This window comes from Kitasatospora sp. NPDC041988, assembly GCF_055588525.1.
Window position 1 is genome coordinate 521,200 of the sequence record NZ_JBVJCO010000001.1, and the last position, 12,025, is coordinate 533,224.

Here is a 12,025-nt window from a genome sequence, read left to right on the forward strand (position 1 = left end):
CATGCTGCTCGTCACCTCGCCTCCCATGCCCATTTCTTGCCCGCTCTCTCCCCCCCCCCCCCCCCCCCCCCCCCCCCACGACGACCCACCTCGCGGTCCCGGGCCGCCTCGTAGGATTCCGGGCATGACGACGGCACCGTCCCTGGCCTCGGGCCAACGCTCCCTCGGCGACCCGCAGATCCGCTATCCGCTGTTCCCCCCGCTGACCCACGGCTGTCCGCGCACCAGCACCGAGACCGTCTCCTACCCGGTCGAGGTGGACTACGACTACGCGCGCGTGCCGGCCGACTTCCTCACCGCGCGGCCCACCGGCCCAGGGCTCGACCGCTGGGCGGCGCTGCTGCCGCCGCTGGCCGCGCCCGGGCTAGGCGAGGGCGGCACGCCGCTGGTCGGCCTCGGCGGCGGCGTGTACGTCAAGGACGAGTCGCGCAACCCCACCTGGAGCCACAAGGACCGGCTCAACCGCTGCACCGTCAGCGCCGCGCTCGCCGCCGGCGCCCCCGGCGTGGTGGTGGCCTCCTCCGGCAACCACGGCGCCTCCGCCGCAGCCTATGCGGCCCGCGCCGGCCTGCGCTGCGTCGTGCTCACCTCCCCCGGCGCGCCGCCCGCCGCCGCCTCCTTCCTGGACGCCTACGGTGCCGTGGTCCTGCCCGTTCCCGCCGAGGCGCGGTGGCCGCTGACCGAGCGCATCGCGGCGGAGTTCGGGCTCTTCCCGGTCAGCAACCTCACCCCCTTCCACACCGGCAGCTCCTTCGGCCCGGAGGGCTACAAGACCGTCGCGTACGAGATCGCCGCCGACCTCGGCGTGCCCGCCGCGGTGTTCGTCCCGACCGGCTACGGCGAACTGCTCTTCGGGATCGGCAAGGGCTTCGCCGAACTGCACCGTCTCGGCCTCACCGGCGGCGTCCCGCGGCTGTTCAGCTGCGAGCCGGCCACCGGCGGGCCGCTCGCCGCCGCCGTCCGCGAGCGGCTGCCCGTCGCCCGGGTGGAGGTCGGGGCAACCGATGCGTACGGCATCGACTGCCCGGTCAACGGCTACCGCGGTGTCCTGGCCCTGCGCGGCAGCGGCGGCCGGCCGCTGCTGGCCGACGACCGCCGGCTGCGTGCCGCCCAGGCCGAACTCGCCGCCCAGGGCCTGTGGGTGGAGCTGTCGGCCGCGGCCGGGCTGGCGGGCCTGCGGGCTCTGGACGAGCCGATCGACGGCCCGGTGGTCTGCGTCGCCACCTCCAGCGGCTTCAAGGACCGCGGCGTCGGCCTCAACCCTCCGGCCCCCGCGGACCCGGCCTGGGACGCCGTCCGCAGCCGCCTGCATGCCGCGGGCCTCAAGGGCTGAACGGCCACCGCCCGGGAAATCGCCGGGCGGCAGTGGCCCGGGGGAGAGGCCGTGCCGGCGCGGGCCGCCGGGGTGGGCCGTCCTCCCGGGGGAGCTGCCGTGCCCGGTGTTCCGCCGTTCAGTCGTCGGGGCCGAGGTGCCGGGGGAGGTGGGCGACGACGATGGCGACGGCCTCCTCGGGGGTGTCGGTGAGCGCGACGACATCGCCCCGGTCGTGGACGGCGTACTGGCCGTCGTGGTGGGGGTCGACCGAGTACCCGACCCGCTCGTAGGGGTGCTCGACGGTGGTCGCGAACCAGAGCATGAAGTGGCTGGTGACCGGGGTCAGCCGGCGCAGCGCCGGCTGGGCGTGGGCCGCCTCCGTGAGCGCGAGACTGCGGGGGAAGCGGTCCCAGGGGGGAAGGAAGTGGCGATCGATCTGGTGCCGCCAGGCCAGCTCGACGGGGTCGAGCGGTTCGCGTTCGTGGGCGAGGGCCCAGTCTCTGAACTCGATGAACGGGGCCGCTCGCCTGGTCTCCTGGAGGCCTGCGCCGCTCGTCCACGCGGCCGCGGCCCGGACGGCGGTGGCCGGGTCGGCGGTCCGTCCGGCGGCAAGCCAGGCTCCGAGGCCCCGGCAGCGCACCAGGTAGCCGGGTATGTCGTCGTAGGAACTGACGATGGTCCGGCGGTCGTCGGCGCTGTCGAACTCGGCGGTGAAGTCGTACCTCTCCCTCTGCGGCACGGGCAGGCTGATCCCGAGTTCCCCGGCCGTGCGGCAGAGGAAGGCCGTGAGGCTTTCGGCGGCGGCGCGCTCCGGGCAACGGGGGGTGTCCGGGGTGATGCCCGGCGAGGACGAGGTCATGTGATCAGTCTGCCCGGTGCCGGGCCGACCGCGCGGGTGATCCGCCGACAGCACCCCTGCTCCGGTGCAACCGCCGGGCGCCGGGCCCGGAGGTTCCTCGGCATGCGATCCCTCCCGAAAGTCTCATTTGTGACACGCGGCTGACGCGGCGTCGGCATGTCCCCTACCGTGACGCCTGCCGTCGACCAGTCACGTCCAAGGGAGCACCCTATGTCCCGGAGCCGCAAGCTTCACCGTCTCAGCAGCCCTGACACCGACGAGCGTCGCGCGCAGCGCTTGCTGTTCCGCCACCTCCGCGATGACACCACGGCGAATCGCGGCCGGATGGCGAAGCGGGTCCGTGAGCTCCAGCTCCTGCTGGCGATGGACCCGGTGGAGTTCGAGCAGCTCATCGCCCGGTTGATGGAGGCGATGGGCATGAAGGTCGAGCTGACGGCCCGGTCGCGGGACGGCGGGGTGGACGTGCGCGGGATCGACACCGACCCCTTCCGCGGCGGAAACGTGATCGTGCAGGTGAAGCGGTACCGGGACACGGTGACGCCCTCGGCCGTACGGGACTTGTACGGCACGCTGCAGCACGATCAGGCGGCGACGAAGGCCGTGCTCGTCACGACCAGCAGGTTCGGTCCGAGTTCGCACCAGTTCGTCGCGGGCAAGCCGATCACCCTGATCAACGGCGCCGAGCTGGTCGGCCTGCTCAAGCACCACGGATTTCACGAGGTGTTCGCGGCCGCCCAGCACGGTGCCGCCGGCGGTGTCGACGCCGGGGGCGACCTGCCCGGGATCGATGTCGCGGCCGAGCCCGCCCGGCTTCTCCTCCACTGGACCGGTGAGGAGGAGTACGACATCGCCGCGCTGGTGTGCCAGGGGAACCGCGCGTTGTCGGATGAGCACCTGGTGTTCTACAACAACGCTTCCACGCCCGATGGTTCGGTGCGAGTGGTCACCGGCTACGGCGATGCCAACGCCTGCCTCATGGTCGACTTCGACGCCCTGCCCGCCGACGCCGACCGGCTCGTGATCGTCGCCGCGGCCGACACCGAGAACCACCCCGCGGCGACGATGGCCGGGTTCGCCGATCCGGCGCTGATCCTCGAAGCCGGCGCGGGCCAGGACCCGGCCGTGGTGCACCTGGCCGACGGCGCGGGGGCCAACACCGCGATGCGTCTGGGCCGGTTCGATCGCGACACCGCCGGGAACTGGGACTTCACCCCTGCCCTCGCCGGGTACCCGGGCGGACTGCGCCAGGCCGTCGTCGCCTACGGCCTGGAGGTCGAGGAGGCGTAGGCCCTGGCGAAGCAGTGGCCCGCCGTGCTGGGCGGGCCGCTCGTCGAGACGGTCCGGCGCTGCGGCAGTGCCCGACGGAAGTCGGTCGGGAGGCCGTGTCGGTTCGGTACGGCTCAGCGGTGCAGGGCGGTGTCCCGGTCCATGCGCGACAGCTTCTCGGGGTTGCGCACGGCGTAGAGCCCGGTGATGCGACCCTCGTCGATGCGCAGCGCGATGACGGTGTCGATCCGGCCGTCGAGGTGCAGGACCAGCCCCGGGTGGCCGTTGACCTGGGCGGGCCGCAGCGACGCCGCGGCGGCGATCCGGCCCACCACGTGGGCCACCTGCTCGACCCCGACGACCGGCGTCAGCGCGGCCTGCACGACGCCGCCGCCGTCGGTCAGAAGGACGACGCCCGGCGCGAGCAGGTCGAACAGGCCTTGCAGATCGCCCGTTTCGACCGCGTGCCGGAACGCGTCGAGGGCGCGGCGGACCTCGGTTGCGGACGCGGTCCCGCGTGGCCGGCGCGCAGCGACGTGCGTGCGGGCCCGGTGGGCGATCTGACGGACCGCCGCCGGGCCCTTGTCCACGGCCTCGGCGATCTCGACGTACTCCAGACCGAACACCTCGCGGAGCACGAACACCGCCCGCTCGGTCGGGGTGAGCGTCTCCAGCACCAGCAGCATCGCCATCGAGACGCTGTCGGCGAGTTCGACGTCCTCGGCCACGTCGGGCACGGTCAACAGGGGTTCGGGCAGCCAGGGGCCGACGTAGGACTCCCTGCGGCGCGCGTGCGTCCGCAGGCGGCCCAGCGCCTGGCGGGTGCTGATCCGGACCAGGTAGGCGCGCTGGTCCCGCACGGTGTCGAGGTCGACGCCCACCCACCGCAACCAGGTCTCCTGCAGGACGTCCTCCGCGTCGGCGGCCGAGCCCAGCAGCTCGTAGGCGACGGTGAACAGCAGGTTGCGGTGGGCGATGAACGCCTCGGTGGCGGAGTCCGCGTGCGGGCCCGGAGGGGCCGGCTCGATCGTGTCGGTGGTTCGCTCGCTCATCGCCGGCTCCTGCCCGTCGGCTCCCGTATGTGTCACCCACGAGACGCCGGTCCCCACCGTCCTGTGACAACCGAGAGCGGTGGCGCACGTCACATCGGCATGCCGTCACGCGGACCGGCCCGTCGGCATCTTGTGTCCGTCCGGTGCAGTTGCACACAAGGCCATACGTGAGGACGGATCGATGGAATCCCGATTCAACCTGTTCGACAGCCCGACCGCCGCGAAGGTCGCCAAGCGGTTCTACGCCACCTCGTCGGCCCTCCGGGAGTCGACACTGCCGAAGAGCATGCAGGAACTGGTCGAGCTGCGCGCCAGCCAGATCAACGGCTGCGGTTTCTGCGTCGACATCCACACCAAGGAGGCCGGGGCCGCCGGGGAGACGCCGCTCCGGCTCAACCTGGTTGCCGCATGGCGCCACACCACCGTGTTCAGCGATGCCGAGCGCGCCGCGCTGGCGCTCACGGAGGAGGGCACCCGGCTCGCGGACACCGGCAGGGGCGTGTCCGACGTGACCTGGGCCGAGGTGCGCAAGCACTTCGACGACGACCAGGTCGGTGCGCTGGTCTGCCTAGTCGCCATGATCAACGCGGCCAACCGGATGAGCGTGATCCTGCACAACCAGGGCGGCTCCTACGAGCCCGGCATGTTCGCCGCGCTCGACTGAGCAGCGGACCAACGCCGGCCCGGCCCGGGATGGTCGACCCAGGCCGGGCCCCGAGAAGGCGGGGCCACGGCGGTCCCCGACACCGTTGCCGACCCGGCCGCCGGTGCCGACGGTTGCCGCCGAACCGCTCGGCGGGGCGGACGGGGCCCCTGTACCACCCCATCGGCAGTCCGGCGGGGTCGGCCGCTTCGGCGGGAAACGACCGCAGCGGGCGCATGGGCCGTTCTGACCGCGGCCCCTGGACCAGTGCGGCCGAGCTCAGCGCGACCGGCGCCGGGGCGGGTTGGCCGGCCGGAGCGGGCGAAGCCGCCCACCACGCCCGCACCCCCGCGGGGCCGGGGAACCGGCGACCGCGGGGGTGCGAGGCGAAGGGGCGTCAGTCGGCCAGGTTGACCGGGCGGTAGGCGTGGTAGCCGTCGCCGGACTTCAGGCCGTAGCTGTGCGTGGTGTGGCGGGTGCCCACCTTGCCGGCCTGCTCGTAGGAGCGGTAGGAGTTGTGCTTGCCGTCCACCCAGCCGTCGAAGATGACGACGTGCCGGTGGTTGGGGTCGTTGCTGTTGGCCTTGATGACGAGGTCGCCCTGGCGGAGCTCGGACATCGCGATGGCCTTGGTCCAGCCGTCGTTCTTCAAGGACACCGTGTTCGGGCCCGACTTGGGGAGCCTGAGGGCCATCGAGGCGTAGCCGGAGCAGTCCTGGCGGTAGCCGTCCTTCCAGCTCTTCTTCTGGCTGTAGGGCACGGGCTTGCCCGCGTTGTCGGTGAGCCAGATCTTGGCCCGCCGGATCTCCTCGGCGCGGGTGATCTTCGGCGCCGAGGCCCGCAGGTCGGCGTCCGACCCGGCGTCGGTGGCCTCGCCGCCGACCGCCTCGGCATCGGCCACGGCGGCCGCGTCGTCGGCCGTGTCGGTGACCACGGCGGCCGCCGCGGAGCCGGTCGGCAGCGCGGCGGCGGGCCCGGTGAGGACGAGCGAGCCGAGGACGGCGGTGGCGAGGGCGGTGACGGTCGAGCGGCGGATGCTCTTCATGGGGTGGTGCCTCCTGTGGCAGGTGGTGAGGGAAAAGGGGGAGAGGGGAGTCGTGGGCCGTCTCAGCCCAGGTGGGCGAGGCGGCGCAGGGCGGCCCGGTCGGCGTGGAAGACGCTGGCGTCGACCTTGGCGGGGGTGCCGGGCACCGACGCGTGGTCGGTGTACTGCCAGAAGTCCCAGCCGGTGGCGCCGGGCAGGGGCTGGGGCGGGGTGTCGCCGTAGCGGGCGAGCCAGACCGGGTAGCCGCCCAGCTCCTTCGTCCCGCCGAGGCAGTCGTCCACGAAGCCCTTGCGGGTGTAGACGATCGGGGTGGCGCCGGTGACCTTCCGGACCTGCTGGAGGAAGGCCTTCACCTGGCCGAGCTGGAGCCGGTGCCCCGCCTTCTCGCACTGTTCGAGGTCCAGGACCGGCGGGAGCTCGCCCGGCTTGGTGCCGGTGAACCCCTCGTGGTGCAGCACGTCGAGGAAGTGGTCGGCCTGGGCGGAGCCGTCCTGGTCGGCCGTGAAGTAGTGGTAGCCGGTGCGGATGAGGTCCACCGAACGCGCGCCGGCGAGGTCCCGGGCGAACCAGCCGTCGGTGAAGCCGGTGCCCTGGGTGGCCTTGAGCATCACGAAGGACTGGCCGCCGCGGGCGATGGCCGGCCAGTCGAAGGCCTGGTCCTCCTTCGGTCCGTGGTCGCCGTGGTAGCTGTCGATGCCGCGCACGGCGTAGGCGTCCGGGCCGGTGCCGGCGGCCCCGGCGGGCGGTGCCGGCACCAGGGCCGCCGTGCCCACGGCGGCCACCACGGCGGCGGCGACGGCGGTCACCCCGATCGCGTGCCGGAACGTGCCGCCGGACGCGCCGGCAGACGCCGTGCCGGCGGACGCGGTGCCGGACGCCTTGCCGGTCGCCGTACGAGCCGCCGACGTCGGGCGGAGTGCGGCGCGGGAGGTCGGGCGGGATCGGAGCTTCACGTCGGGTTCTCCTCTGCTGCGGTTCACGGGTGGTGACGGATCGTCCGGAGCCGACGGTCTGTCGGCCGGTGGTCCGCTGCCCGTTGAGAGCTTGGCCCGGAAACGGCGATGCTCGCACCTGTTGCCTGTTGTCGGCCGGGCAGGACATCTCGACAACCCCTCTGACCTGCCGGAATCACTCCTCCGAGGGGATTGCCCGACACCGCGTGACCAGGCCCGCACCGGCTCGTTGACCGATCGGGACCGAACGGAGCGGGGGCTGACGGTGAGCACGGAGAGCGACGTGACCGGCCCGGACCCGACGCCGGAGCGGACGCCGGAGCCGGACGGGGCGGGATTCGGGGCGGTACTGCGCGCGCTGCGCCGCGAGGCGGGCCTCTCGCAGGCGGAGCTCGCCGGCCGTGTGCACTACGACAAGAGCCACATCAGCAAGGTGGAGAACGGCGACAAGCCGGCGACCGCCGATTTCGCCCGTGCCTGCGACCGCGCCCTGCGGGCCGGCGGCTCGCTGGTCGAGCTGGCGACGCGCGGCCAGTGCCCGTACCCGGGGCTCGCCTCCTTCAGAGCGGAGGACGAACGCTGGTTCCACGGCCGCGACCGGGCCCGCGCCGCCCTGCTCGGTCTGCTCGCCGAGCGGATGGCGGACCGCGGCGGGCCCGCGCTGGTCGTCGGACCGTCCGGCGCCGGCAAGTCCTCACTGTTGCGGGCCGGCCTGGTGCCGGCCCTGCGGCGCGGCGGCCTGGCCGGCCTCGGCCCCGCCTCGGCGGCCGTCGTCACCCCGACCGGCCGCCCGCTCGACCGCCTCGCGAGCCTGGCCGACGGCCCGGACGCGGTGTGGATCGTCGACCAGGCCGAGGAGCTGTTCACCCTCTGCGCCGACCCCGAGGAGCGGCGGGCGTTCCTGGACGCGCTCTGCCGGGAGGCCGGCCCCGGGGGCGGCCGGCTGGTGGTCCTGGGTGTCCGGGCGGACCTCTACGGGCACTGCCTGGCGCACGACGGCCTGCTGCAGGCCGTCCGGCGCGGCCAGTTGGCGCTCGGTCCGATGAGCGCCGCCGAGGTGGCCGAGGCGATCACCGGCCCGGCCCGCACCGCCCGACTGGAGCTCGAACCCGGTCTGCTGGAGCTGATGTCGACCGACCTCGGGCTGGAGGGGGCCGGCACCTCCGGCGCCTACGACCCGGGCGCGCTGCCGCTGCTCGCCCACACCCTGCGCGCGGTCTGGCAGCAGCGCTCCGGCCGCTCGCTGACACTGGCCGGCTACCGCGCCATCGGCGGGCTGCACGGGTCGGTCGCCGCGACGGCCGAGCGCGCCTGGGCACGGCTGGACGACGACGAGGCACGGGCCACCGCCCGCCGGGTGCTGCTCCGCCTGGTCCACCTCGGGCCGGACGGCCGGACCTCGCGCCGCCGGGTGGAGCGCGCGGCCCTGGCCGGCGCCATGTCCGACGCCTGCGTGCCGGCCCAGCACCCTCCGGCCCAGCACCCTCCGGCGCACCAGTCACCGGCCACGCACCCACTGGCCCACCAGCCACCGGCCACGCACTCACCGGACGATCGCGTGCTGAGCCACGTGCTGGCCTCCTTCGCGGCCGACCGGCTGCTCACCGTCGACGCGAGCGGCGTGACGCTCTCCCACGAGGCGCTGCTGCGCGCCTGGCCGCGCCTGCGCGGCTGGGTGGAGGAGGGCCGGGCCGGCCTGCGCCTGCACCAGCAGCTCACCCAGGACGCGGAGCACTGGGCCGCGGCGGGCCGCGAGGCGGCGCTGCTCTACCGGGGGAGCCGGCTGGAGCTGGCCCGGGAGTGGGCGGCGGAGCCCGCCGGCGAGGAGCTGCTCACCCGCGTGGAACGGGAGTTCCTGGCGGCCGCGACGGCCCGGGCGGAGCACGAGCGGGCGGCCGAGCGGCGCCGGGTGCGGACGCTGCGCCAGTTGGTGACAGGGCTGGCCCTGCTGCTGGTGTCGGCACTCCTGGCGGCCGGGTCCGCCTGGCAGCAGCGGGACCGCGCGACCACGGCCAACCGGACCAACCTCGCCCGTGCACTGCTCTCCGAGGCGCAGCGCACCGCGGCCCAGGACCCGTACGCGGCGATGCTGGCGTCGGTCGAGGCCCGCCGGGCCGCGCAGTCCGGTGCGACGGGCCTGAAGCAGCCGGCCGACGACGCGGTGCTGAGCACCCAGTCGCAGTACCTGACGGGGCGGATCCCGGGTTTCGCCTGGGGCGTCAACGCGCTCGCCCTCAGCCCTGACGGACGGTTGGTGGCCACCGGCGACTCCCAGGGGCAGGTGGCGCTCTGGGACACGCGCACCACGGCCCTGGTGGCCGAGCTGCAGGACCACACCCTGGGCAAGCCGGTGCAGGACGTGGAGTTCAGCCCCGACGGCTCGCTGCTCGCCGCCGCGATCACCCGGGAGCCGAGCAGGCGCATCGTGCTCTGGCGGGTCGCCGACCGGCAGGAGCTGCCGTCGCCGGTGATGCCGCCGAGCACCACCGGGAGGTCCTCGGTGGCCAAGCGGCTCGCGTTCAGCCGGGACGGCGCGCTGCTGGCCGCGGGCAGCAGCGACGGCGACCTGCCGGGCCGGGTCTGGGTCTGGCGCACGGACGCCGGCGCGGCTCCTCCGGTGCGGACGCTGACCGGCCACACGGGAGTCGTCCAGGGGCTGGGCTTCGGCCCAGGCCACCTGCTGGCCTCGGCGTCGACGGAGGGCGCGGTCCTGGTACGGGACCTCGACGCGCCACCGGTCGGGGAGGGCCAGGAGGCACCGGCGGTGTTCACCGGGCGGGCCACCGAACCGCGGTCGTTGGCCTTCGCGGCGGATGGCCGGCTGCTGGCGGTCGGCAGCGAGTACGGCGGCATCCGGCTCTGGAGCCCGCCGTCCGCCGGTCCCGCGCTCTCCGCCGGTCCCGCGTCGCCCGCCACCGACCCGCCCGTCACCGCGTCCACCTCCCAGGTGTCCGGGCCGGGCGACCACCTGCCTGCGAACCCCTCCACCGACTCCTCCGCAACCCCGTCCGCCGGCCCCGACTGGTCCGTCACCGACCTGACGCCCGCCCACCTCGGCTCGGTCAACGCCCTGGCCCTCACCCCGGACGGGTCCACCCTGCTCTCGGCGGGCGCCGACCAGTGCACCCGGGTCTGGGACCTCCCCACCGGCCGGGTCACGGCGGAGCTGCGCGGCCATCCGACCTTCGTCCTCGGCGTCGCGGTCGGCGGGGACAACCGGACGGTCGTCTCCTCGGCCGGCATCAGCTCCCCGCCCGGCAGCATCCTGATCTGGGACCTGCGCCGTGGCACCGACCTCGCCCCCGGCCCGGACCGCCCCCGGGTGACGGCGGTCGCGGCGGCCGGCGACCGGGCGGCGGTGGGCACGGCCGACGGCCGGATCGCGCTCTGGGACGTCGGAGGCGCCGCGCCGCGCGCGGTGGCGGTCTCCGCGGCCAACGGACGGGCCGTCACCGGGCTGGCCTTCGACCGGGGCGGCCGCACGCTGGCAGCGGCGTTCGCGGGTGGCGCCGTCCGGGTGGTCCGCGCCCGGGACGGCGCGCAGTCGGCCGTCACCGATGTGGGCGCGGAGCCGACGGCGGTGGCGCTCAGCCCCGACGGCACGGTGCTGGCGGTGGGGACGGAGAACGGGCGGCTGCTCACCGGCGCCCCGGACGGCTCACCGCTACGGGCCCGCCCGCACGCCGCCGGCGGCCCGGTGCACGCGCTGGCGTTCCTCGGCGACGGCGCCGAACTGGCCTTCGTGTGCGAGTCGCAGGCGGTCTGGCTGCTCACGGTCGCCGACCCGTCCGCGGACGCCCGGGCGAGCACCATGAAACACCAGGACCACATCCGCCACCTGGCCGTAAGCCCGGACGGCCGACGCCTGGCCACGGCCGGGAACGACCGCGTCGTCCTGGTCTGGGACGCCCGCACCGGCAGGCAACCGGACGGCGGCGCCCGCGCGGCCGCCGATCCCGACGGCGACGCCCGCACCGTGGGCTCCGATACCGTCCGGGCCCTCGCGTTCGCGCCGGACGGCGGTACCGTCGCGGACGTCGGCCGTCAGGGCGTGCTGCGCCGGTGGGGGCTCACCGCCGCGGCTCCGACCGCCACCCTCACCGGGCCGGGGCAACCGCTCAACGGGCTCGCGTTCCTACCCGACGGCCGCGTCCTGGCCGCGGGAGAGAACGGCTCGGCGCCGCTCTGGAGCCTCGACCCGGCCACGGTCGCCCGCGAGGTCTGCGTGGTCCTGCGCCCACCCGTCCCCAGGCACGACTGGCTCCGCCTGGCCCCCGGCGCCCCCTACCGCCCCGGCTGCCCCTGACGGCGTGCCCCCGGAGCCGTACGGCGCGGGAGGGCGCCGTCCGACCGCTGACCCGCCCCGCCACGCGAACCCCGCAGCTCGCCGGGCCGTACGGCCGAGGAGGGAACGGCGGCGGGCCGGGGCATATTCGTATGGAAATAGCCCGGATAGCCCACTGGGATGGGGAGTTTGAACACGAATCTCCGTCCGCATTGTTCGGATGAGGATCGCTGATATACCTCTCCTGCAAGGCGAGGCCGCCACCCGTCCCACGGTGGCATGAGAGTCAGGGAAGTCAGTGGTCGGAGACCTGGAATCCATCGTCCGTTCCCAGCTCGCCGTGGAGCTGTCCGAGGCCGAACTCGACGAGGCCGGGGCCGATGCCGGTGGCGCCGTCGCGGCGCCGCCCGCGCCGGCGGCGGAGGAGTGGACCATGCGCCAACTCCAGCTCACCCGCGGCGAGTGGGAGAACCTCTACGCGTCGATGGAGGGCGACCCGACGAGGGTCGAGCTGGTCCTGATCAGCGAGGGCCGCAGGGTCGGAGCGCTGCGCGTGGCGTGCGGCTGGCTCGACAGGACCGGGCCCAACCCCTGACCCCCGCCGAGG

The 12,025-nt window shown here is 74.7% G+C and carries 9 protein-coding genes; 5 read left to right on the forward strand and 4 right to left on the reverse strand.

The genetic code is table 11. The annotated features are described in order from the left end of the window. Window positions 1–124: 124 nt before the first annotated feature. On the forward strand, window positions 125–1,333 hold the full coding sequence (locus ACZ6NC_RS02205) for a threonine synthase (protein ID WP_465728012.1): 1,209 nt from the start codon (window positions 125–127) through the stop codon (window positions 1,331–1,333). A 118-nt stretch (window positions 1,334–1,451) separates the two neighbouring features. On the opposite strand, the gene ACZ6NC_RS02210 is transcribed toward ACZ6NC_RS02205, so the two are convergent. Continuing rightward, window positions 1,452–2,174 (reverse strand): DUF6193 family natural product biosynthesis protein, encoded by a 723-nt coding sequence (locus tag ACZ6NC_RS02210; RefSeq protein WP_465728014.1) that lies wholly within the window; start codon window positions 2,172–2,174, stop codon window positions 1,452–1,454. Window positions 2,175–2,384: 210 nt separating this feature from the next. Here ACZ6NC_RS02210 and ACZ6NC_RS02215 point away from each other — a divergent pair, with 210 nt between their 5' ends. Continuing rightward, on the forward strand, window positions 2,385–3,461 hold the full coding sequence (locus ACZ6NC_RS02215) for a restriction endonuclease (protein WP_465728016.1): 1,077 nt from the start codon (window positions 2,385–2,387) through the stop codon (window positions 3,459–3,461). Between the two features lie 113 nt (window positions 3,462–3,574). On the opposite strand, the gene ACZ6NC_RS02220 is transcribed toward ACZ6NC_RS02215, so the two are convergent. Next, window positions 3,575–4,492: an RNA polymerase sigma-70 factor gene (locus ACZ6NC_RS02220; protein ID WP_465728018.1), complete on the reverse strand. Its 918-nt coding sequence runs from the start codon at window positions 4,490–4,492 to the stop codon at window positions 3,575–3,577. A gap of 181 nt (window positions 4,493–4,673) precedes the next feature. Here ACZ6NC_RS02220 and ACZ6NC_RS02225 point away from each other — a divergent pair, with 181 nt between their 5' ends. Continuing rightward, window positions 4,674–5,156, forward strand: coding sequence for a carboxymuconolactone decarboxylase family protein (locus tag ACZ6NC_RS02225; RefSeq protein WP_465728020.1), 483 nt, complete (start codon window positions 4,674–4,676; stop codon window positions 5,154–5,156). A gap of 376 nt (window positions 5,157–5,532) precedes the next feature. On the opposite strand, the gene ACZ6NC_RS02230 is transcribed toward ACZ6NC_RS02225, so the two are convergent. After that, window positions 5,533–6,180 carry a C40 family peptidase gene (locus tag ACZ6NC_RS02230; RefSeq protein WP_465728022.1) on the reverse strand — a complete coding sequence of 216 codons (648 nt, stop codon included), beginning with the start codon at window positions 6,178–6,180 and terminating at the stop codon, window positions 5,533–5,535. 62 nt (window positions 6,181–6,242) lie between these two features. Further along, complete coding sequence (locus ACZ6NC_RS02235; protein ID WP_465728024.1) at window positions 6,243–7,133, reverse strand: glycoside hydrolase family 25 protein; 891 nt, start codon at window positions 7,131–7,133, stop codon at window positions 6,243–6,245. A gap of 265 nt (window positions 7,134–7,398) precedes the next feature. Between ACZ6NC_RS02235 and ACZ6NC_RS02240 the strand changes: the two genes are divergently transcribed. Together ACZ6NC_RS02240 and ACZ6NC_RS02245 are read left to right on the forward strand one after the other, a co-directional pair. Further along, complete coding sequence (locus ACZ6NC_RS02240) at window positions 7,399–11,439, forward strand: nSTAND1 domain-containing NTPase (RefSeq protein WP_465728026.1); 4,041 nt, start codon at window positions 7,399–7,401, stop codon at window positions 11,437–11,439. Between the two features lie 277 nt (window positions 11,440–11,716). Next, window positions 11,717–12,013 carry a hypothetical protein gene (locus tag ACZ6NC_RS02245; protein ID WP_465728028.1) on the forward strand — a complete coding sequence of 99 codons (297 nt, stop codon included), beginning with the start codon at window positions 11,717–11,719 and terminating at the stop codon, window positions 12,011–12,013. Window positions 12,014–12,025: the final 12 nt, after the last annotated feature.